Here is a 24382-nt window from a genome sequence, read left to right on the forward strand (position 1 = left end):
CATGAAATTAATATTTTTATTTTTCGCAATCGCGAACCTCACAAAATAATGTGTGGCGGATTAGCTAAACAAATCGTCGTCGTTCTTGCGGAAATAAATTTTGCTGTCCAGGAATTCCTGGGTAGCCTGGATAGCCGGATTTGCCAGTCTTTCGTAAAAACGGGAAATCTCAATCTGCTCCTTGTTTTCGTGTACTTCCTCGAGGTTGTCAGTATGACTGGCAAACTCTTCCAGTTTGGAATGGAGCTCCTCTTTCACGGAAATATTGATCTGATTGGCGCGTTTGGCTATCACGGCAATAGACTCATATAAATTACCAGTTCTGTTCTTAATGTCGGTAGTATTTTTGGTTTCTACCCAGGGATTAAGGCTACTGGTTAGACTTCGCTTTAATTTGCTCATTATCCAGTGTTTTAATGTTGTTTTGCGCTAAGGTATAAAATTTTTCGGCATCGAGCTTCAATTTGCTGTTCGGGTAGTGATCCGCGAAGTCCAGATATTCGTCCAAAACGGTGGCGTAGCGCTCTTTTTGTCTCTCCGGAATACTGTTTTTAGCATAATTATAATAAGCTCTGATGGCCATTACTTTGTATCCATCGCTTTTATCAGAGTCCGGATAGTTGCGCATCAGGTTTTTGAAGGCAATACCAGCTGCTTTGAAAAAGCCCAGGTTATAGTATAATTCAGCGCTGGAGAATTCTTTCTTTTCCAGCTTGCGGCGGCACAACTCTATTACCAGGTTGGCTTCCGACACTTTATCAGCGGTTGGATAGTTATTGATGAAGGTTTGCATGGCAGCAATGGCCTTCATGGTATTGGTCTGATCCAGTGACACTTTAGGCGACTGCTTGTAGTAGCAATAAGCCTGCATATAGTCAATTTCCACTGCTCTGGGGCTGTTAGGGAACAGATCCAGGTAATTCTTAAACTGGAATGCCGCCTGAACATAGTCCTTCACATAATAAGAGCAGTATGCGAAATTATAATACATAGGCTCAAACTTCTCAGTACCCTTATACACCTGTACGAGGTCAGTGTAGAGCGTTATCGCCGTATTGTATTTTTTCTTCTGGAACAACTGGTTGGCGTAGTCCAACTTCTTTTCAAAGTTGTTGCTTTTCTCTATTCTCCGTAATTGGTTATTACAGGAGGTAGATACGATAACCGCAAGAACACTGATGTACAATAAAAATTTCCGCATAAAAGAGTGGCAAAATTAAGAATTAAATGTAAATGTAAGGCAGAGAGATTTTGATTGCTGTTAAAATTTTGCAAAAGAGGGAATTAAATCGTCGAAAGCGGTGTTTTCCACCACCACCGGAGTTGCTGACAATTTTCCCACCAGGGTGTGGAAAATTGCCTTTTTGACATAAAAAATGAGCGGAAAAAGTCTCAAATTAGAAAAAAAGCATACGCATAAATATTAAAACGCCTTATTTTCCCACCAACATCACTTTCAGGAATGACAGGCAGGGTAGGCGATTTACCAGATATAAACATCTATACCGCTATTATCAACACATTATCCACATGCATTCTTTTACAATGCACACAATCGGTGAATAAATGGTGGCAAAGGGCCTCCTATGCAGGCGATCCCATCTGTGGAAAAAATTTATAAAGTATTTTTTCGTTAAAAAGTGGGAAAAAGTGTTATTTTGTGTTAGAAAATGGATTTTCAAGGACTTTGCCCCATGGTATGACAGGATTTCTCGGTGAATATGAATCGACGCTGGACGCAAAAGGACGCTTTCTTTTACCTGCTGGATTTAAAAAGCAGTTATCAGACGGGGCCGGAGGACAGTTTGTGATTAACCGAGGGTTTGAAAAATGCTTGTCCCTGTATCCCATGAACGAATGGCAGCCCATTTTTGAACGTATCAGCAAGTTGAATGACTTTGACCCAAAAGTAAGGGAATTCAGGCGGTACTTTCTAAACGGAGCCACCATTCTGGAGTTAGACAGTGCAGGAAGACTGCTGGTACCAAAAAACCTGCTGTCCTACGCTAATCTGGAAAAAGATATTGTGCTGGCAGCAGCATCCAATAAAATCGAGATCTGGGATAAAGGTAAATACCAGGAGTTCTTTGAAAATTTCTCACCAGGAGCGTTCAGTGATCTGGCACAACAGGTAATGGGAGGAGGAGATAACAACATTTCAATTTAAAGAGGGGAGCATATGGGCGAACAACAATATCATTTACCCGTTCTGCTGCAGGAAACAACGGAGCTGTTACAAATAAACCCGGAAGGGATTTATGTAGACGCCACGTTTGGAGGCGGGGGACATTCGAAAGCCATACTGGAGAAACTGGGTGAAAAAGGACGACTGATAGTATTTGATCAGGATGAAGATGCTTACCGAAACAGGATCATAGACGAACGCGTCACCTTTGTACAACAAAATTTCCGTCATCTGCAACGCTTTCTGAAATTACATAAAGCAGAACAGGTAGACGGCGTACTGGCAGATCTGGGCGTTTCATCGCACCAGTTTGATACAGCAGAAAGAGGATTCAGCACTCGCTTCGATGGCGATCTGGACATGCGAATGGATACGAGAACCGAATTTACTGCCGCACAATTGCTGGCCACTTGGGGCGAAGCACGGTTACAACTGATTTTCCAGGAATACGGAGAAGTAACCAACGCCAAAACCCTCGCACAAACAATTGTAAAGCAGCGCAAAACACACCCCATGCGCACCATCACTGACTTCAAATCCGTGATCCAGCCCATCGTAAAAGGCAACCCGCAAAAATACCTGGCGCAGGTTTTCCAGGCATTGCGTATAGCCGTTAACGATGAACTGGGCGCTCTGAAAGATTTACTGGAGCAAGCTACCAACGTACTCAAACCGGGAGGCAGACTCGCCGTCATTACTTTCCACTCGCTGGAAGACAGGATGGTGAAAAATTTTATGAAGACAGGAAGTTTTGAAGAAGCACCCGAAGATCCGTTTGCGAAAGAAACACCCCCTAAATTGTTCAGATTAATCACAAAAAAACCGGTTACCGCCAGCGATGCAGAATTGAAGCTTAATGGAAGATCCAGAAGTGCAAAACTGCGGGTGGCCGAAAAACAAGCGTGACGCGGCTTTAAACCGCTCACCACATCCTACCCTATCCTATACACATCTGTTTGATTTGCGTTCAGGTTTATATTGTCAATTTTTTTAAAAGGCATAGAGCGTGTTGCAGGAAGAAACTATAGAAACAAACCAGGACATTCCGGCTGAAGAAAACAATATTCCCCCGGAACAACGAAAAGAATGGCGTTTGCGCATCAACTACAGAGCGTTGGTGCAAAACATGCCCTTTATCGGCTTTTTGGCTTTCCTGGCCCTGATCTATATTGCTAACAGTCACCTCGCCGAAAAAAAAATCCGACGTATAAACAAACTTGGCAAAGAAATAAAAGAGCTGAAGTGGGAATACATCAACGTGAAAAGTGAGCTCATGTTTCGAAGCAAAATGAGTGAAGTCAGTAAATCTGTAGAGCCGCTGGGACTTAAACAACTCAGCTCCCCTCCACAAAAGATTGTGCTGAAAAAGGATACAGAAAAATGAATTTATCACTGATGCCTGACGCTGCCCGCCTGACTTGAACTCAGGTCGGGGATGCTGGTAAATCAAATCAATGGCAAGCATCTCAAATACAAATGCAGCCAGTGTCAGGTATCTTATTATTATAAGCTGTTAGCTATTAGCTGCTAGCCCTTCGCCACCCATGGTTGAGGGCATTAATGCTAAAAGCTGATAGCTAAAGGTAAAACAACACTAGTCTAAAAGCTAACTGCTAATGGCTAAAAGCTAATAAAATGAATAAGTGGATGTAAAAAAGGACATATTGTGGAGAGTGTATCTGTGCCTGATCGGCATGATGCTGTTTGGCGTGGCCATTCTGGTGAAAGTATTCTATATCCAGAACGTACAGGGAAACTACTGGCGCAGCATGGCTGATAGTCTCCATACCGGATACGTTGCCCTGGACGCAGAAAGAGGCACCATCTACTCTGAGGAAGGCAGAATGCTGTCTACCTCTATTCCTTATTTCGACATCCGCATAGATTTTGCCGCCGATGGCCTCCGCGACAAAAACGGGAAAATATTCAAGGAAAACCTGGACTCCCTCTCCTACAAATTGTCTGAAGTATTCGGTGATCGCAACAAGATTGCCTACAAACAATTACTGCAGGAAGGATATAAATCAAAGGACCGCTACTTCTTATTAAAAAGAGACGTACCCTTTAATCAATACCAGGAATTACGCAGCTTCCCCATGTTTCGCCTCGGCAAAAACAAAGGCGGTATGATCGCTGAATCTAAAAGTAAGCGCATCAACCCCTTTAAACTGCTGGCTAACAGAACTATCGGGCTCGCCCGCGAAAACTCTCAAAGCGTAGGTATCGAAAGAACCTACAACGAATACCTGAAAGGCGTTACCGGTAAAAGACTGATGCGCCGCATTGCCGGAGGTACCTATGTTCCCGTTGATGGCTACGACATCGAACCCGAAAACGGACGCGATGTGGTAACTACCATCGATGTAAACATGCAGGACATCGTGGAAACAGCCCTCATGAACATGATGGTGCAAAATGAAGCAGACCACGGTACTTGTATACTCATGGAAGTGAAAACAGGTAAAATAAAAGCCATCGCCAACCTCGGTAAACAACCCGATGGCAACGGTTACTGGGAAGATATGAACTACGCACTGCAGGTAGCGGAACCAGGTTCCACTTTTAAACTGGCTACCATTATCTCAGTGCTGGAAGATAAATACGCCACCATGAATAGCATGGTAAATATGGATGGTGGACACTGGCAGGTAGGACGCAGAACGGTATTCGATTCCGAACCGCATCCCGGCCCGCAGAATGTAACCGTGAAACACGCATTCGAACTCAGTTCCAATGTAGGAATGGCTAAACTGGCCTACCAGTTCTATAACCGGCAACCGAATAATTTTGTCGCCCATTTGAAAAAATTACGGCTCGACCAAATTACCGGTATCGACCTGATAGGCGAAGGAAGACCAGTGATTAAAACCACTGCTTCCAAAACATGGAGCAATACTTCCCTGCCATGGATGGCATTCGGATATGAAGTGCTTATCAGCCCGTTGCAAACCTGCATGTTATATAATGCAGTAGCGAACAACGGTAAAATGATGAAACCCTACCTCGTCAATTCCATTCAGGAATATGGCCAGGTAGTAAAACAATTTGAGCCTACTGTAGTGTTAGATAGCATCTGTTCCCGAAGCACGCTTAAACAGGTACAGGCCATGCTGGAAGGTGTGCCAATAGAGGGGACCGCTAAGAAATTGCGTACTCCTTATTACAACTTCGCCGCGAAGACAGGTACTGCACTCGTGGCAAACGGCAACCGTGGATATGCAGACAAAATCTACCAGTCATCATTTGCTGGCTATTTCCCGGCAAATGATCCACAGTATACCTGTGTGGTAGTCATAAAAAACAAACCGCATGCTTTGCGCTTTTACGGCGCAAACGTTGCGGGTCCCGTGTTTAGGGAAGTGGCAGATAAACTGTATGCCATTGCAGTGGAAAGACAAAAACCAATGCAGGCTACAATGCAACTGGATACCTTGCTGTCCCTGAAAAATGGAAAAGGCAGCGAATGGAAACAAATCCTGGGTACCCTGCAACTGCCAATAGGTACCGCTCCAGCCAATAACAGCTGGGTAAGTGCCAGGGTAACAGATCGTAAAATTGCCTTCCAGGCCGTAGCGCAAACAAAAGGCGCCGTACCGGATGTAACTGGAATGGGATTGAAAGACGCACTGTACCTGCTCGAAAATGCAGGCCTGCGGGTAGTGGTAAAAGGCGCCGGAAAAGTGAAAGTTCAATCACTCCCCGGCGGAACTAAAATAGGAAACGAACAAACAATCGTAATAGAACTGAGTTAGATGAAGACGCTGCGCGACATATTGTATAATGTAAGCATCCTGGCGGTGCATGGTAATACAGATATTACCATCAACGCCCTGACAACCGACTCCAGGTCCATCGGAGCCGGAGATGCTTTCATTGCGGTGAAAGGAGTACATGTGGACGGACACATATACATTGAAAAAGCCATCGGGCTGGGAGCTGTAGCAGTGATCTGTGAAACATTACCGGAACAATTATCTGAAAATGTATGCTATGTACAGGTAAGCAACAGCGCTAACAGCACTGGTATCATGGCAGGCAACTTCTATGATAACCCCTCTCATAAAATACAACTGGTAGGGGTAACCGGTACCAATGGGAAAACCACCATCGCTACCCTGTTGTTCCGATTGTTTACCAAACTGGGATATCATTGCGGACTATTATCTACGGTACAAAATCAGATAGGCGATACCGTTATACCAGCTACACATACTACTCCCGATCCCATCAACCTCAATGCCCTGCTGGCACAGATGGTAGATGACGGTTGCCTGTATGTGTTTATGGAAGTAAGTTCTCACGCCATCCACCAGCAACGTATCGCAGGATTAAAATTCGCGGGAGGCATCTTCAGTAATATTACCCATGATCACCTGGACTATCACAAAACTTTTGATGAATACATCCGGGTGAAAAAATCCTTCTTTGACAATCTCCCGGCAGGCGCATTTGCCATCACCAACCTCGATGATAAAAGAGGTACCGTGATGCTGCAAAATACCAAAGCGAAAAAGGCTACCTATAGCCTCCGCACCCTGGCTGATTTCAAAGGAAAGATCCTGGAAAATAATCTGACAGGACTCGTGATGCTGGTAGGTGACACTGAAGTACATTTCCGTCTGATCGGCGAATTCAACGCCTACAACCTGCTGGCAGTATATGGCGCCGCAGTACTGTTAGGTATCGATAAAGCGAAAGTCTTACAGGCACTCAGTGACACACAAGGCGCAGAAGGCCGGTTTGACTATATCATTTCAGACAAAGAACAAATTATTGCTATAGTTGATTACGCACATACACCGGATGCATTGAAAAATGTACTGGCAACCATCAAAAATCTGCGGAAAGGCAACKAACAGGTGATTACAGTGGTAGGTTGCGGTGGCGACAGAGACACCACCAAACGCCCTATCATGGGAGATGTGGCCGTTGAAAACAGCGACCGCGTTATCCTTACATCTGATAATCCCCGCTCGGAAGATCCCGTGGCGATTATCCATGAAATGGAAGCCGGTGTGCCCGTTCATCTGAAAAGAAAAGTCATTTCCATTGCCGACAGGAAAGAAGCTATTAAAACAGCGCTCTCCCTGGCTAACAGAGAAGACATCATTCTCGTTGCCGGCAAAGGACATGAAAAATACCAGGAAATCAAAGGAGTGAAACATCACTTCGATGATAAAGAAGTGCTGCTCGAGATGATGAAGCTGATGGACAAATAAAATTAAAACTGAAACGAGATACTTAATAATCCAATGACTTAAAAGCCTGTCTCCCGAACAGCGGAGGACTGGTTACGACTAAAACATATGTTATATTATTTTTTAAATTACCTGAAAACAGAATTTAAGATCAGCGTCATCGGCGGTGGTATGTTTCAGTATATCACTTTCCGTGTAACGATGGCTTTATTGCTATCGCTGGTTATTTCATTGCTGTTCGGTAAAAGGATTATTAGGTTTTTACAACGTAAACAAATCGGTGAAACCATTCGTGAACTGGGCCTTTCCGGAGAAAACACCAAAAAAGGAACCCCGACCATGGGTGGACTGATCATCCTTTCGGCGATCGTTATACCCACTTTACTCTTTGCACAAATCGCGAATGTATATATCTGGCTGATCTTATTATCTACTGTATGGTTAGGTTTGATCGGGTTCCTGGATGATTATATCAAAGTATTTAAAAAGAATAAAGAAGGACTGGCCGGAAGATTTAAAATCATGGGACAGGTAGGACTGGGCCTGATTGTTGGTTGTACGCTTTACTTCAACAACGATGTAGTAGTGTCCCGCGAAGTAATGGGTGCTAAGAAACTGGCGCCTTATGAAAGGCAGATCACCAACCATCCTGAACGTGTAACCCGCGATGGACACCGGTTCGTGGATGTTAAAACGCCCATCACCACAATTCCTTTTGTAAAGAATCATGAGTTCAATTATTCAAAACTGATCTCCTGGATTCCCGGAGCAGAAAAATATACGTTCATACTCTATATACTGATCGTCATCTTCATTATTACTGCTGTATCCAACGGCGCTAATCTGACAGATGGGCTGGACGGTTTGGCAACAGGGGTTTCAGGGATCATAGGTGTAGGCCTGGGTATCTTCGCCTACGTATCTGGTAATATTCAGTTTGCGGAATACCTGAACATTATGTATATCCCCAACCTGGGAGAGTTGTCCATATTCATTGCAGCTTTTGTAGGCGCCTGCATAGGATTTCTCTGGTACAATGCTTATCCGGCACAGGTGTTTATGGGCGATACCGGAAGCCTGGCACTGGGCGGTATCATTGCATCCCTGGCCATCATTGTAAGAAAAGAATTACTGATACCCATCTTCTGTGGCGTATTCCTGGTAGAACTGTTATCTGTAATGTTACAGGTATCCTACTTCAAATACACCAAGAAAAAATATGGCGAAGGCAGACGCATACTGAAAATGTCACCACTACATCATCATTACCAGAAAATAGGATATCACGAAAGCAAAATATCAGTGCGCTTCTGGATCATTACCATCATGTGTGTGGTGGTAGCCATTGCAACACTGAAAATGAGATAATATTAAAACTAACAACGAAGACTAAACGAAATGGAACATAAACTCATCATATTAGGAGCCGGAGAAAGTGGTATAGGGGCAGCCTTGCTGGGAAAACAGCAGGGGTATGATGTATTTGTATCTGATGGAGGAACAATAAAAGATAATTATAAACAGGAACTGGCGGTAAACCAGATCTCTTTTGAAGAAGGACATCATTCCTGGGACGTTATACTGGAGGCCAACGAAATTGTAAAAAGCCCTGGTATCCCTGAAAAGTCGGAGTTGATGAAAAAGGTACGCGAAAAAGGCATACCCGTGATTTCTGAAATAGAGCTGGCCTACCGTTTCTCGACAGGTAAAAAGATCATTGCCATCACCGGCAGCAACGGCAAAAGCACCACTACGGCCCTCACCTACCACATCTTCAAAAACGCAGGATTGAATGTGGCGATGGTGGGAAATATTGGTATCAGCTATGCAAGGCAGGTGGCAACCGCACCAGCGGAGTATTATGTGATTGAAATCAGCAGCTTCCAGCTGGATGACATTAAGGACTTCAAACCCAATGTGGCCATCCTGCTGAACATTACGCCTGATCATCTGGATCGCTACGATTATAAAATGGAAAATTACGTAGCCTCCAAATTCAGAATCGCCATGAACCAGACAGCGGAAGACTACTTCATCTACTGCATGGATGATCCTGAGATCATGCGACATTTAGCGCAGCAACCCATTTATTCAGCATCAATACCTTTTACCATCATGAAACCACTGAAAGAAGGCGGCTTTATTGCCAACGACCAGTTGAACATCGATGTCAACGGAGATCCGGTTATCATGTCCATGTATGACCTGTCACTAAAGGGAAAACATAATCTTTATAATTCGATGGCAGCAGCAATTGCAGGCAGAACCATGGATATTAGAAATGAGAAAATCCGCGAGAGTCTTACTTCGTTTGAAAGCCTCGAACACCGGATGGAATATGTGACGAGCGTAAGAGGAATCGATTTTATTAATGATAGCAAAGCTACTAATGTAAACTCTGTTTGGTTTGCACTGGAAAGTTTTGATAAACCCATTGTCCTGATCATGGGCGGTGTGGATAAAGGCAACGACTACGATGCCATCCGGGATCTGATAAAAGAAAAGGTAAAGGCTATAGTTTGCCTGGGTGTTGACAACACCCCCATCTTTGCAGCCTTATCAAAAGATACACCGGTGATGATCAATACCACCAGCATGCATGATGCAGTGCAGGAAGCCTTTAAACAGGCCACCAAAGGAGATATTGTTTTACTGTCTCCCGCCTGCGCCAGTTTCGATCTCTTCAAAAATTATGAAGACAGAGGCCGGAAGTTTAAGGATGAAGTGAAAGCATTGTAAGAGGTATTGGAATAAAATAAATGGACCAAACTAAGAATTAACAACAAAAAGCAGGAAAGCTAAAACCTAACTGCTAAAACCTAAAAGCTAAAAATGATCGGATTGCTCTATAGAACAAAAGGCGATAAGGTTATCTGGACGATAGTATTTTTTCTATCGCTGGTAAGCCTGCTCGCTGTATATAGTGCTACCGGCTCACTCGCTTACCGTGAAAGAGGCGGCCATACGGAGTATTATCTCCTGAAGCAGCTCACCGTACTGGTAATGGGGCTGGTGATCATTTACTTTGCACACCGCGTGAACTATACTATTTATTCCCGCGTAGCGCAGATTGGCTTCCTGGTATCCATACCGTTACTGGTATATACACTGGCCTTCGGCCGACATTTGAATGATGCCAGCAGGTGGATCAGTTTACCTATCATTAACCTCACCTTCCAGACATCGGATGTGGCTAAATTAGCCATCTTCATGTATGTAAGCAGGCAATTGTCCAGGCGTCAAAACCTGATCACTGATTTCAAAAAAGGCTTTTTGCCTATCATCATACCAGTAGGCATCATCTGCGCACTGATCATGCCAGCCAACATGAGTACTGCGCTGCTATTGGGCGCCAGCTGTATGTTGCTCTGTTTTATAGGCAGGGTGCCGCTAAGGTTCCTCGCTTCTATGGTGGCGGCAGGTGCGGTATTGGTGGTATTACTTTTCATGGTCGCCAAACTGACGAGCATGGAAATGCGTACCAAAACCTGGGAAAAGCGTATCGACAACTTCATGCATGGAGATCATACAGATATGCCTTACCAGGTACAACAAGCCAACATCGCTATCGCAGGTGGCGGCATTTTAGGTAAAGGACCCGGCAATAGTACACAACGTAACTTCCTGCCGCACGCCTATTCTGATTATATCTATGCAACGATTATTGAAGAATATGGCATGTTTGGCGCCTTCCTGATACTGGCAGCTTACATGATATTATTACTGAGGAGTATCAGGATTTATAAAAGATGTCCGTATGCCTTTGGTGCATTCCTGGCAGTAGGGCTCAGTGTTACACTGGTAATACAGGCGCTGACCAATATGGCGGTAAACGTGCAGCTGTTCCCGGTTACAGGGGTTACCCTGCCACTGGTGAGCATGGGTGGATCTTCTGTTCTATTTACAAGTATGGCCATCGGAATTATCCTCAGTGTATCCAGAAATGTGGAAGAAATGGAAGGAAAGCAGGCAGAAAAAGAACGTTTGGAAAGAGTAATGGCGAGTACAGAAAACGCTGCAGTCGCTTAATACGTATTTATATAGCATCAATCGTAATTAGTATAACAATATGCAACGCAAAGTGATCATAGCAGGCGGCGGTACCGGGGGACATATCTTCCCCGCGATAGCGATCGCGAATGCGTTGAAAAAATTGCAGCCGGACATCAACATACTATTTGTAGGTGCCACCGGGAAAATGGAAATGGAGAAGGTGCCACAGGCAGGCTATCCAATCGAAGGATTGGAAATCGCAGGATTTAATCGCAGCAATATCTTCAAAAATATACTGCTGCCTTATAAAATCTGGAAAAGTTTGCGCCGCGCAAAGGCCATCCTGAAAAACTTTCAGCCCGATGCAGTAGTAGGTGTGGGCGGATACGCCAGCTTCCCGATGCTGAACAGGGCGCAAAAAAATGGTATTCCTACCCTGATACAGGAACAAAATTCCTTTGCAGGTAAAACGAATAAAATATTAGGTAAGAAGGCGAAGAAGATTTGTGTGGCATACGATGGAATGGAGAAATTTTTTCCGGCAGACAAACTGGTGATGACCGGTAACCCTGTCAGGAACAACATTTCACAATCGGCTGTAACAAGAGAAGATGCCCTGCATCATTTCGGCTTACGCACCGATAAGCAAACCATCTTTGCAGTAGGCGGCAGCTTAGGCGCTAAATCCATTAACGAGGGTTTACAACCTTTGCTGAAAATGATAGTGGATAAAGACATACAGCTGATCTGGCAAACTGGAAAGCTGTACTATGAAACCGCTAAAGCAGCTGCTGCACCATATGAGTCGCACATAAAAGTATACGACTTCATTAATGTGATGGACTTTGCCTACAAAGCAGCAGACGTAGTGTTATCAAGGGCCGGTGCATTGGCCATTGCAGAATTATGTGTCGTGAAAAAGCCCGTGATATTTGTGCCTTATCCTTTTGCAGCAGAAGATCATCAGACTTCCAATGCGATGAACCTGGTAAACAAGCAGGCAGGTTTAATCATTAAGGACGAAGAAGTAAAATCACAATTAAGCAGCGTGTTGTTCAGCCTCCTGCAAAACAAGGCGCTGATGGAACAGTTGGAAAATCATATCGGCAAACTGGGCAATCCCAATGCTGATATGGTTATTGCAAAACAAGTATTGGAAATTATTTAGCGATTTAGCAGCATATATGGATTTGAATAACATACAAAGGGTTTATTTCATCGGTATCGGTGGTATTGGCATGAGCGCCATTGCACGCTTTTTCAATGAAAAAGGAGTGAAGGTAAGCGGTTATGACCGTACTTCCACAGCGCTTACAAAGCAGCTGGAAGCAGAGGGTATGCAAATCCATTATACAGACGACATTAACGCAGCAGATAAACAAGCTAACCTCGTGGTATATACGCCGGCGATACCGGCCGCCCACACAGAGTTGCAGTGGTTCCGGGATAATGGCTATGAAGTGGTAAAGCGCAGTGATGTTTTGCAGGAAATTACACGTTCACTGTTTGCCATCACAGTAGCTGGCACACATGGTAAAACAACAGTTTCTACCATGATCGCACACCTGCTCACCGACAGTGGGTATGGCTGTAATGCTTTCCTGGGCGGTATCAGCGTGAACTATAACAAAAATTTCTGGAGCAGCAACAAACAAGTGGCTGTTATTGAAGCAGATGAATATGATCGCTCTTTCCTGAAATTAAGTCCGGATGTAGCGGTGTTGACTGCCATGGATGCAGATCACCTCGATATATACGGCACGCCGGAGGCAATGGAAGACGCTTTTATTCAGTATACACACAATATTAAGCCCAATGGCACGCTGATTGCTAGGTTCGGCCTGCATCGGAACAGCGAACTCAATGCAACAAACAAGTTGTTGTACAGTTTACAAAACGATGCTGCCAACGCTTACGCTGCCAACATCCGCATGCACAACGGCGGATATGAGTTTGATGTAATGCAGCAGGATTGGATGATCGACAACATTTCCATGCACATTGGCGGAATGCACAACGTGGAAAATGCGGTTGTMGCCATCACCGTAGCACACCTGCTGGGAATAGATGCTGATAAAATAAGAGCTGCCATCGCTAATTTCAAAGGAATCAAACGCAGGTTTGAATACGTGGTAAAAAATGACAGGCAGGTATATATCGATGATTATGCACACCATCCGGAAGAATTGCGCGCTCTGATTACCAGTGCAAAAGCATTATTCCCCGGTAAAAAATGTACAGTTGTTTTCCAACCACATTTATTTACCCGTACCCGTGATCTGGCAGATGGTTTTGCTGAAAGTCTTTCTCTGGCAGACGAAGTTATATTACTTCCTATCTACCCGGCACGTGAACTGCCTATTGAAGGGGTTAGCAGCGAAATGATTGCAGCAAAAATGACAGTACCAGTAAAAATAATACCGAAAGAAGAAGTAGTGGAATATTTAAAAGCAAAAGATACCCCATTGCTGATTACTGCCGGAGCAGGAGACATCGATCAGTTAAAAGAACCGATTGCAAACGAATTAAAAATGAAGTAAACATCACAACATAAACTTTAAAATACTTGTCTAAAACAACCACAATATTAAAACGCCTGGGCATCGCTCTCCTTTGGGGAATGGCATTGTCTGGCTTTATAGTATTGCTGGTAGCGGCTATACAAGATAAAGACGCCGGCAAGTGTAAAGGTATACAGGTGAAGTTTGAAGGGAAAGATGACAACTTTTTTATTGAGTCCAAGGATATAAAATCCCTGATCACAAAAGATAAAAGTCTGAATCCTGTAGGCAAACGGATTGGTGACATCAACATATCGCAGCTGGAAGCAATAGTGGACCAGGATCCGTGGGTAAAGAATGCAGAGATTTATTTTGATAACGGGCAGCAACTAAATATCAAAGTAACGCAACGCGAACCGGTAGCAAGGGTATTCACGTTTTCCGGCAATAGCTTTTATCTCGATGGAGCCGGAGAACATATCCCCGTATCAAGTCGTTATGCTGCCAGAGTGCCTGTATTCACCGGCTTTCCCACAGATGCGGAAAAGCTGCAGAAAGCAGATAGTCTTTTAACCGCACAGATCGTAGACATGGGGAGTTATATCGGCGATGATCCTTTCTGGATGGCACAGGTAGAACAGTTAATGATTACCGAAGACCGCAGGTTTGAGTTTATACCTAAGCTGGGAGACCAGGTCATCGCTTTCGGAGAAGGGATAGATATAGATAAGAAATTTACCAAACTGTTGGCTTTTTACAAAGAAGGATTGAATAAAGTAGGCTGGAATAATTATACGCGCATCAACATCGCCTTTGACGGTGAAGTGGTGTGCACCCGCAAAGATGGCGTAGTTCCATTGCAACCGGTTTTCAAAACGGATAGTTTGAAATTGACGGCTCCGGATGAGCCGCCGATATCGGACAGCGAAGACTCTACTACAGCGGCGCCGGCAACGGTAAAACCGGAACACGCTGTAGCGGCAAAACCGGAAAAGAAACCGGCACCGGCAATAAAAGAAAAGGTCAAAACGCAGCATGTAAAAGTGGCAAAAAAAGAAAAAGCAGCTGCTGCGCCGGCCAAACAACAACCTAAAGCAGTGTATAAGCCAGGGAATAAATCTGTTAACACATCAAAAAAACAAAAAACGCCATGAATCAGGAAGCTCCCATCATTGTAGGACTCGACATAGGTACTACGAAGATTGCTGCCATTGCAGGACGGAAGAATGAATACGGGAAACTGGAAATCCTGGGATTCGGTAAAGCTACATCGTTTGGTGTGCAGCACGGTATGGTGCTGAACATTGACCAAACAATAAAAGCTATCAGGCAAGCACTCGAAAATTGTTATGCATCCAACCCCAACCTGGAGATTAACGAAGTATATGTTGGTATAGCCGGTCACCATATAAAAAGTTTGCAAACCCGCGGCGATATTGTGCGCAACGACACCGATGCGGAAATCTCCCAGAAAGATATTGACCAGCTGATCAACGATCAGTACAAAACAGTTATTCCCGCGAGTGATCAGATCATCGATGTGATCCCGCAGCAATATATAGTGGATAGTTTGCAGAATATCACCTACCCTATTGGTATGTCTGGGGTGAAGGTGGGCGCAAACTTCCATATTATTACCGGCGATAAAAACGCCATCCGCAACATTAACCGCAGCGTGGAAAAATCAGGTCTCAAAATCCGTGACCTGGTATTGCAACCACTTGCCTCTGCAGCTGCTGTTATGTGCGACATGGACTTTGAAGCAGGTGTAGCCATTGTTGATATTGGTGGTGGTACCACTGACCTGGCCGTGTTTTACGAAGGTATTCTCAAACATACTGCAGTAATTCCTTACGGTGGTGAAAACATTACCAATGACATCAAAAACGGGCTGGGTGTATTAAAAACACAGGCAGAACAGATGAAAGTGCAGTTTGGTTATGCACTGGCAGATGAAGCTAAAAGCAATGCCTATATCACCATTCCCGGATTAAGAGGTCAGAGCCCCAAAGAAATTTCAGTGAAGAACCTCGCGCACATCATACAGGCGCGGATGAGTGAAATACTCGATTTCGTAGTATATCATCTCAAACAAATCGGTATGGATAATAAAATGCTGAATGGCGGTATTATCCTCACCGGTGGCGGATCCCAACTGAAACACCTCATACAGCTGACAGAATACACTACCGGCGCAAGCGCTCGTATAGGTTTCCCCAATGAGCACCTTGCAAGTGGTCACATAGATGAGCTAACCAAGCCTATGTATGCTACCTGTGTGGGCTTGATCCTGAAAGGATACAATGATTTTGAAAATGATCGTAAAGCACTGGAAGAAAATTATGTAAAAATTAATACAAGCTATCTTGCCAAAGAACAGGCTGCACAGTCAGTTACTCCAACAGACGACTGGATAGAAGAAGCTGCCCCCACCAGCCAGGAAATACAGGACAGGAAAGCAAAAGAGCGGAATGCGTCATTAAAGAACTTCCTGGACAAAATGAAAACAAAGATCATTGATATGTTCACAGAAGAAGAAGATGCAAAACTTTAAAAGTTAAATGGCGCAATTGTTGCAAAAACGAAACGTTAATACAATAAGAATTAAGAACCGATAATTAATAATGACAGGACAAATGAACCATAGTAACAGTAAAGCATATACGCACTTAATTCTTAATAGTTCATTATTATTTATCGTACTAACCCATAAAAGTATAGAGTCATGATACATTTTGATCTTCCTAAGGAAAAATCTTCTATCATCAAAGTCATCGGCATAGGTGGTGGAGGAAGTAATGCGGTGAATCATATGTATAGCCAGCGCATTGAAGGGGTAAATTTCATTATTTGCAATACCGATGCACAAGCTATTGCTAATAGCCCAGTTCCCAACAAAATTCAGTTGGGACCTCACCTCACCCAGGGGCTGGGAGCCGGTGCAAATCCTGAAATAGGGAAACAGGCGACAGAAGAATCCTTTGAAGAAATCAAAAAAATACTGGAGGTAAATACCAAAATGGCCTTCATTACTGCCGGTATGGGCGGTGGCACCGGTACCGGTGGCGCTCCTATTATCGCCAAAATATGTAAGGAACTGGGTATTTTGACCGTTGGTATTGTTACCACCCCGTTTTCTTATGAAGGTAAAAAAAGGATGCTACAGGCAGACGAAGGCGTTTCCCGCCTGAAAGAGTATGTAGATACCCTGCTGATCATCTCCAACGATAAATTACGCCAGAAATTCGGCGACCTGAAATTCAAGGCGGCCTTCGAAAAAGCGGATAACGTACTGGCTACTGCCGCCAAGTGTATTACGGATGTAATCAATTCTACCGGTCAGATCAACGTGGATTTTGCCGACGTTTGTACCGTTATGCGTAACGGTGGCGTGGCGATTCTTGGTGCTGCACTGGCAGAAGGTGAAAACCGTGCGCAAAGGGCTATCGAAGACGCATTGACTTCTCCGTTGCTGAATGATAACGATATACGCGGTGCTAAATGGATCCTTATCAACATCTCTTCTTCCGAAGGTGAATTTGAACATACACTGGATGAAATGGATATTATCCAGGCCTATGTGCAAAGCCAGGCCGGAGAAGATTGCGATGTGATCCTGGGTGTGGGCTATGATCAAACACTGGACAGACAACTGGGTGTAACCATCATTGCTACCGGTTTTGAACAAAAACCAATCACACAGCAAAAAATCACTCCCTCCAACCCGGAGCGCGTAGAACCTAAAATTGTAATGCAATTAGGGAAAGATGGCGATGAAAAAAAAATGAGCGTACAACAGGCACAGGGGCTGCTGTTCCAGGAGCCACAGGATCTGATGGCACCACGCCTCATGGAACCAGTCATCACACATCCTGAACCTGTGATGGCTTATACACCACCTCAGCCACAACAACAGGCGCCTATTGCACCTGCACGTCAGAATTATGTACTGAATATCCAACAGGTACCACCAACACAGCCTCAACAGCCTGACCAGCAGCAAATACAACAACAAATCCAACAGGCCCAGCAACAACTGCAGCAAATGCAACAACAACAAATGCAGCAGCCAATACAACAACCTGTTCAACAGCCGGTTCAACAAATACCACCTGCACACGCCCAACAGCCGAATGTCAATATCATTCAGCCACAAACGGGTAATGCGGCAGGAGGATATTTAAACAGACCGTCTCATATATATGTAGAACCGGGTACACCTACTCCTGAAATGAAGATGGTGTATAAAGAAGATGAAGACGCCGTAAATGTACCTCCAGCTCCTCCTGAAGTGCCTATGCAACAGGCATATGAAGACCTGGAAGAACAGAAACGCAAACAGGCAGAAAGAGTGGCCAAATTACGCAGCATCAGTTTCAATGTGAAAAACATGGACAATAACGCGGAATTGGAAAATGTGCCCGCCTATCTGCGCAGAAATGTAAACCTGGATAACGGTGCCGGCTCCGCTGAGCATTTCTATTCGAATTACACCGTGAGCGATCCCGGACAAAATAATCATACAGAAATTAATACAATCAATACCTTTTTAGATGGGAAAAAGCCCGATTGATGAACACATTTGATTGTTTTTTAGTTGTGTTAAAAAAAATCCTCCGGTTCCCCGGAGGATTTTTTTATATAGTAATGCTATTACAAAGATGGTTATAAACAACGTTTAACCTCTACCGTTATATCGACTATAAACTGTTCAATGCCTTTTTAGCTACTTCTAAAACAACCGCTGCTGGCGTGGTTTTTAACGTTTCTTCCTCAAAAGGTTTCAGTATATTATTCAGTTGATCCAACGCCGCTGCATTGTTTGCCTTAGCAAATTCGGCTCTCAGTATTCTTATCTTCTCATAATCCTGTATACCTTCTACCATTCTTTCGAAACGGATAGACGATCTCGGTCCCGGATATACGAAATAAGTATCTCCGGCTGACCAGCTACGGAAGCGGGAATCCTGTAACGGATCTGCTACCCAGCAATTAAATGCCCAGCGCAAATAACCATTATATCCTTTCAAAGCTGCATGCCATCCCATAAATGCAGATTCTGCCGGAGGCGAAAAAGTGAAAGTGTTAGGAAATCCTTCTGTACAGCAGGTATAGAAAGTAGTCGGTAAACCTTTTGCCAAACGTGCTTTCAGTACATCTGCAGGAAATGATTCTCTCAAAGCAATGCAATAGTCGTGAATTTCATTGGCCAGTGGTGCATGATAAGAACCCGCCAATGATAATTTGAAATCTTTATCTGCCTTACGGATAACGGTCATCGCCTGCTGCATATCTTCCATCGGTCTTTCATCCATAGCAATAGCGGTGATATTAAACCATCCCTTTGCTTTCAGGTGTTTCACAAAATCATTCAACATAGGTTGCCAGTGAGCACTATATTCTGGTGTACCTGGCTTGGCTACAATGAAAGTATCTTTTGCAGCAGCTTCATCATAATAATAGAATTTCAGATTCCATGGAATCATGCTATAGCAGTTGATTTCCTTGCGGATACCCTGATCCATCATGAACTGTACCCACTTATCAAAAATAGTATAATCATAAGCCCATCCACCATTTTTCTTCTTTGTCCATTTCACCATAGTGCCATAAATATCTTCCGTTTGGCTATTCCATGGATCGTAAATGATGGTGGTGGTAATGACTTTCTGACCAGCATCTGCCAGCATTTTTATGTAAGGCTTCATTGCCTTGAAATGAGCCTCACTCCAGGGTTTCACGCCATATACACGTGCTATTGCATAAGGACTCTGCCACAGATCCAGGTGAAAGCTCCAATCTTTCGGAGCGGGTAATGTATGCTCCAACACCGTGACTTCGTAAGGCATATTTACTGCAGTGGCACCACCTTTTACACTCACAGTGCCTTTATATACACCGGCTGGCGTATTGGCAGGGATCTGTATACTCAACCAAACAGGTTGTGTATTATTGGCGGCAATGTCTCTTTTGTTGAGAATGTCGATACCATCCGCTACCAGTGAAGAGTCAAATTCTCCGGGTTTGCGATATCCGCAGCCACCACCGTCTTTATTCAAACCATCGGTCATCACATATCTTACAAAGCCCGTTGTTACTGCATTAGCAGCAATCTGATGGCCTTTGTTATCCTGTAGTGCCGACGTCTGAACACTAACAGCTGATTGCGCAATAGTTGTCCAGATCACCAACTGGGTGTGAATGCGTTCACCTTTCCATGCGGTGGCTTTCCAGGTGTCCCTTAGAAGATCGTTACCAGGTGCATTTCGCTTTTCATAACGTGTATCTGCAGTACCGAATGCTACGTGAAGTCGGGCGTCATTAACAGCGGCCCAGGAGGTTTTATTTACAGGTTTTGGATCGGGCAGTTCCCTGTAATCGCTGGCTGGAGCTGTTTGCGCCAATAGGTTTTGTTGCAGTGCCAGCATTACCAGCACGCCAAAAAATTTGTTCACCATTACTAAAATTTAGCTTTTTTCAGAAGTTGGAACCAATATCCAGTACAGAAACCGGCTCCCTTACACCCCAATATCTATAAAAAAAATGGGAATATCCAATTTGTGGGATAGGTGGAAATCGGGAAAGCAGAAAGCAAAAAAGCTATTGTCCCGTAAATCTCCGTGACAATAGCTTTTTGCTTTTTGCTTTCAGCTTTATGCTAATGTACAATCCTCTTTAGCTGAAGATTGGTAACAGGTGCTACTACCAAAGGATACTTTTCAATGGTTACATAGCTGGAATCCAGTCCAAAACCTCTTTCTTCCGATAAACTGATCTTTTTCAGGAAGAAATACATTTTCATGACCATCCTTTCGTACAAAGGCAAATCATTATCATGTGAAAGGAATTTCTCCATTACAATGAACTGGAAGTCTCCTACTACATTATTCTTACTCAATGATTCGTAACGGCTGGTAATATTTACTTCTTTGTTGCGAACCATATCTTCCACCACCATCCTGAACATCAGGTTAATACGTTGTTCCACTTTGAATCCCAGGCGGAATTCCACACGTATTACTTCATTCGGGATAATTGTTTGTACGGAATATTCACTTAAATAAGGTTCATCTACCACATCCACATGCACAAACCAATAGATATCTGCCCGTTTAGGCTTTTTATTAAGAATAGAATAGATGATCTTATGTTCTATCTCCTTAGGATTATCCGCGCTGCTCATATATACCAGGTGAGTGGCATATTTAGGAATAGATGTATCATTACTCAGTTCCTGGATAATAGGTAGATAATCTTCCAGTCGCACAAACTCCACATAACGGTTTTTGATTTTACGGGATTTGAACCAGACAATCATTACCAGGAATAGTGCGCCCGCTACAATCACTGTAACATAACCTCCGTGCATGAATTTAATGACATTCGCAAACAGGAAAGAGAATTCAATCGTAAAATAGACGACGAGGTATAGTAGTATCCACCCGACCCATACCCGTTTGGTATACAGGTAAAAGGCAAAGAGGCAGGAGGTCATGAGCATACAGATGGTAATAGACAACCCATAAGCCGCTTCCATATTGGAAGACTCCTGGAAGATCATTACAATAGCCGCACAACCCACAAACAGCATCGTATTGATACCGGGAATGTAAAGTTGTCCTCTCATTTCCGTTGGGTAGTTTACCCGCATTTTCGGCCAGAGATTAAGTCGCATGGCTTCCGCGATCAGGGTAAAGGACCCGGATATCAATGCCTGACTGGCAATTACGGAAGCCAATGTGGCGATTAATACACCAAAAATGATGAACCATTCCGGCATAATGGTAAAGAACGGATTCTGGTCTTTAGGGAGAATCTGACCTTTTTGTGTCAACAACCATGCACCCTGACCCAGATAATTCAAAATAAGACAGGATTTAACGAAAATCCAGGAAATCCTGATGTTACCCCTTCCGCAGTGTCCAAGGTCAGAATACAGCGCCTCTGCCCCTGTTGTACACAGGAATACAGCACCCAGTATCAGGAAACCTTTGGGATAAGTCGTTAAGAGTTCAATAGCGTAATGGGGGCTAAAAGCTTTAAAGATGCTCAGGTCATCGGCAATGTGTGAAATACCGAGTATGCCAAGCATAGAAAACCACAGTACCATGATGGGGCCGAACATACGACCAATAGAAACTGTACCGAACTGTTGCATCACAAAGAGGCCTGTAATAATGGTCAGTACTATTTTTACAATAGTAAGCTGTCCCAGGTCTTTGAAAACTTCCAGTGTTCGTAGCCCTTCAATAGCAGAGGTGACGGTAATGGGAGGGGTAATAATACCATCAGCGAGTAAGGCCGCGCCGCCGATCATACCGAATATAACGGTCCATCTGGCATGGCGTCTTACGAGTGCGTACAGTGAAAAGATACCACCTTCCCCTTTATTATCTGCCCTGAGGGTCAGGATAACGTATTTAACGGTGGTTTGCAGGGTAAGTGTCCATATGATACAGGAGATACCACCTATCACCAGCAGATCGCTGATGGGGTTGCCCCCTACGATGGCCTTGAAAACATAAAGTGGAGATGTTCCGATGTCGCCGTAGATAATACCGAGCGCTACTACGAGACCTGCCAGGGAGACCCTGTTAATGTTTATTCCCACGTAATAATAAGTTGGTTAAAAAGCCTTCAAAATTAGGGGTAAATATTGACACTCCAACAATAAATCATAGCGGAGTGTTTAGTGAATAAAAAAATCCCCACCCGAATGAACGGGCGGGGATTTTTTTAGTTATCATCTTAATGAGTGATACTGATTAGTTAGCAGGAGCTAAATCAACAGTGCCAGACTCACCAGGAGTGTTTTGTTTGATGAAACGACCGCGGTCGATTCCTTGTTTGTCAGCCAGGTAGTCGATAACTGAATCAACACGACGGCTGCTCAGATCAACACCACCTTTTTTACCTTTCGCACCTGCGTGACCTGTTACCAGGACGTTGCAAGATGGGTTAGATTTCAGGGTAGCTGCAACAGAAGCCAGGATAGCTTCCTGATCTTTACCAACTTTGGTAGTGCTTCCTTTGAAAGAAACGCTAGGCAGAACCAGGTTAGCGCAAGTCACTGCAGGAGCAATGTTTTTGCAGCATTCTGGATCTGGGCATTTACCAACACCATCAGCATCAACTGGCTGGCAATAAGTAGGCGTGATCAGTTGTTTGTCTTTGAAATCAGGAACGCCATCACCATCAGTATCTTTAGCAACACCGTGAGAATCAACTGGTGCACCTGCTGGGGTGTTAGGTTCGCGATCGAACTGGTCAGTTACGCCATCACCATCAGCATCAGGCAGAACCGGAGCTGGGATCTTCATGTGACGTGGGTTGCTCAGCTCGCTGTAAGCGTATTCCAGTGGGTTGATCCACCATAATGGCTGTACACGTTTAGCTGGGTTACCCAGGTTGAAGTTCAGACGTAAGCTGGTGTAAGAATAAAAATCTTTAGAAGAACCATAAGGATTAGCATATCCATCCAGGTATGCGTCAAACGGCATGGTGATTTTTTCTTCAATACCGATGTTGAAACGTTTAGAAACTTTAAACGCTACACCAGTACCGAGATCCAGGGCGTGACGGAGTAACTGGTTGTCATCCTTACGACCAATGGAAGTTCTGTTACCCTGTGAAGGAGCATTCTGTTCGTACTTTTTGTCCTGAACACTCTTGATATAACTCTTAATATCAGAACGTTTGCCGGTCAGTTTAGTTTTATCGTACGCGTAACCAGCGCCGTTTGCATCCAATGCATCAACGTCAACGTCAGCCATTACGATAGAGTAACCACCCAGTAAATACCAGTTAACTTTAGGTTCAGCTCTGTAGAACAGGATGTTGCTCAGGGAAGCAATCACGTCCAAAGACAGCTGATGATTCTGAGATTTGTAGTTAGGAATGATCATGCCACCATTCTTAGCTGCAGTTGCTGCCCAAGGATTACCATTAGCTATGATAGAAGGACGCAGTTTGTAATCCTGACCTTTATCAATGGAACCGATGTACTCAGCTCTCAGGGAGAAAGTGTGACCCAGTGCCTTTCTCAGGGAGATACCGCCACCAAAACCTGGTTGAGGAGGAACAGTTCCGCTAATCAGGTGTAAACCACCACTAAAACCCAGTTCCCACATATCTCTCGGTTTCGCCGGGAAATTCGATTGGTGGTTCGTGAAGTTATTTTGTTGTACCATACGCTTGCTAGACACTTTGGTGCTATCCAGAGCATCATAGCCGGTTGGTTGAACCTGTGCAAAACTAGAAGATGCTGATAGTAAACCCACAGCGCCTGCCAGTAATAAGTACTTTTTGCTTGCCATAATTGTTTTTTTTATTAAAAACTGTTAAAAATTTACTAATAACCCGTTTTTTACCTAGCAAAGGTAAATATCATAAATGAATATACAAATTTTTCTTGCAATATTATTTTCATTGATAAGTCCTTCAATATTAGAGCTTAAATGAAAGTATTTATATACCTTAAATCCAGTTAAGTTAAACTTATGCAT

General features: G+C 43.9%; 18 protein-coding genes. 13 read left to right on the forward strand and 5 right to left on the reverse strand.

Features of this window, described 5'->3' with window-relative positions; all coding sequences use genetic code 11:
- Positions 1-60 precede the first annotated feature (60 nt).
- Positions 61-402 (reverse strand): DNA-directed RNA polymerase subunit omega, encoded by a 342-nt coding sequence (locus tag AC1DCV_RS09915; protein WP_079469388.1) that lies wholly within the window; start codon positions 400-402, stop codon positions 61-63.
- On the reverse strand, positions 371-1201 hold the full coding sequence (locus tag AC1DCV_RS09920) for an outer membrane protein assembly factor BamD (protein WP_477023056.1): 831 nt from the start codon (positions 1199-1201) through the stop codon (positions 371-373). The genes AC1DCV_RS09915 and AC1DCV_RS09920 overlap by 32 nt, the downstream gene beginning before the upstream one ends.
- 498 nt (positions 1202-1699) lie before the next feature.
- Here AC1DCV_RS09920 and mraZ point away from each other — a divergent pair, with 498 nt between their 5' ends.
- The 13 genes from mraZ to ftsZ all read left to right on the forward strand — a co-directional run bounded on the left by mraZ (position 1700) and on the right by ftsZ (position 18450).
- Positions 1700-2167 carry a division/cell wall cluster transcriptional repressor MraZ gene (gene mraZ, locus AC1DCV_RS09925; RefSeq protein ID WP_106527296.1) on the forward strand — a complete coding sequence of 156 codons (468 nt, stop codon included), beginning with the start codon at positions 1700-1702 and terminating at the stop codon, positions 2165-2167.
- A 12-nt stretch (positions 2168-2179) separates the two neighbouring features.
- Positions 2180-3091 (forward strand): 16S rRNA (cytosine(1402)-N(4))-methyltransferase RsmH, encoded by a 912-nt coding sequence (rsmH, locus tag AC1DCV_RS09930; protein WP_441573625.1) that lies wholly within the window; start codon positions 2180-2182, stop codon positions 3089-3091.
- 100 nt (positions 3092-3191) lie between these two features.
- Positions 3192-3569, forward strand: a complete 378-nt coding sequence (locus AC1DCV_RS09935) for an FtsL-like putative cell division protein (RefSeq protein WP_441573624.1) — start codon at positions 3192-3194, stop codon at positions 3567-3569.
- A gap of 259 nt (positions 3570-3828) precedes the next feature.
- Positions 3829-5937 carry a penicillin-binding protein gene (locus tag AC1DCV_RS09940; protein ID WP_477023057.1) on the forward strand — a complete coding sequence of 703 codons (2109 nt, stop codon included), beginning with the start codon at positions 3829-3831 and terminating at the stop codon, positions 5935-5937.
- Positions 5938-7404, forward strand: a complete 1467-nt coding sequence (locus AC1DCV_RS09945; RefSeq protein WP_477023058.1) for a UDP-N-acetylmuramoyl-L-alanyl-D-glutamate--2,6-diaminopimelate ligase — start codon at positions 5938-5940, stop codon at positions 7402-7404.
- Between the two features lie 87 nt (positions 7405-7491).
- On the forward strand, positions 7492-8751 hold the full coding sequence (gene mraY / locus AC1DCV_RS09950; protein WP_441573621.1) for a phospho-N-acetylmuramoyl-pentapeptide-transferase: 1260 nt from the start codon (positions 7492-7494) through the stop codon (positions 8749-8751).
- Positions 8752-8781: 30 nt separating this feature from the next.
- The gene (murD, locus tag AC1DCV_RS09955; protein WP_441573620.1) at positions 8782-10122 is read left to right on the forward strand and encodes a UDP-N-acetylmuramoyl-L-alanine--D-glutamate ligase; all 1341 of its coding nucleotides are present in this window, start codon (positions 8782-8784) and stop codon (positions 10120-10122) included.
- A gap of 93 nt (positions 10123-10215) precedes the next feature.
- On the forward strand, positions 10216-11412 hold the full coding sequence (locus AC1DCV_RS09960; protein WP_441573619.1) for an FtsW/RodA/SpoVE family cell cycle protein: 1197 nt from the start codon (positions 10216-10218) through the stop codon (positions 11410-11412).
- Between the two features lie 40 nt (positions 11413-11452).
- Positions 11453-12544 (forward strand): undecaprenyldiphospho-muramoylpentapeptide beta-N-acetylglucosaminyltransferase, encoded by a 1092-nt coding sequence (gene murG / locus AC1DCV_RS09965; RefSeq protein ID WP_477023059.1) that lies wholly within the window; start codon positions 11453-11455, stop codon positions 12542-12544.
- A gap of 16 nt (positions 12545-12560) precedes the next feature.
- Entirely contained in the window at positions 12561-13916 is a 1356-nt protein-coding gene (murC, locus tag AC1DCV_RS09970; RefSeq protein WP_477023060.1) for a UDP-N-acetylmuramate--L-alanine ligase, read from the forward strand.
- A 26-nt stretch (positions 13917-13942) separates the two neighbouring features.
- Positions 13943-15031: a cell division protein FtsQ/DivIB gene (locus tag AC1DCV_RS09975; RefSeq protein ID WP_477023061.1), complete on the forward strand. Its 1089-nt coding sequence runs from the start codon at positions 13943-13945 to the stop codon at positions 15029-15031.
- Positions 15028-16431, forward strand: a complete 1404-nt coding sequence (ftsA, locus tag AC1DCV_RS09980; protein ID WP_291922745.1) for a cell division protein FtsA — start codon at positions 15028-15030, stop codon at positions 16429-16431. The genes AC1DCV_RS09975 and ftsA overlap by 4 nt, the downstream gene beginning before the upstream one ends.
- Before the next feature lie 171 nt (positions 16432-16602).
- Positions 16603-18450 carry a cell division protein FtsZ gene (gene ftsZ / locus AC1DCV_RS09985; protein ID WP_477023062.1) on the forward strand — a complete coding sequence of 616 codons (1848 nt, stop codon included), beginning with the start codon at positions 16603-16605 and terminating at the stop codon, positions 18448-18450.
- Positions 18451-18577: 127 nt separating this feature from the next.
- On the opposite strand, the gene AC1DCV_RS09990 is transcribed toward ftsZ, so the two are convergent.
- The 3 genes from AC1DCV_RS09990 to AC1DCV_RS10000 all read right to left on the reverse strand — a co-directional run bounded on the left by AC1DCV_RS09990 (position 18578) and on the right by AC1DCV_RS10000 (position 24082).
- On the reverse strand, positions 18578-20335 hold the full coding sequence (locus AC1DCV_RS09990; RefSeq protein WP_477023063.1) for a DUF4091 domain-containing protein: 1758 nt from the start codon (positions 20333-20335) through the stop codon (positions 18578-18580).
- Between the two features lie 200 nt (positions 20336-20535).
- Positions 20536-22488, reverse strand: coding sequence for a KUP/HAK/KT family potassium transporter (locus AC1DCV_RS09995; RefSeq protein WP_441573613.1), 1953 nt, complete (start codon positions 22486-22488; stop codon positions 20536-20538).
- Between the two features lie 154 nt (positions 22489-22642).
- Complete coding sequence (locus tag AC1DCV_RS10000) at positions 22643-24082, reverse strand: OmpA family protein (protein WP_477023064.1); 1440 nt, start codon at positions 24080-24082, stop codon at positions 22643-22645.
- Between the last annotated feature and the right edge of the window lie 300 nt (positions 24083-24382).

Source organism: Chitinophaga sp. 10T418, from assembly GCF_056394125.1.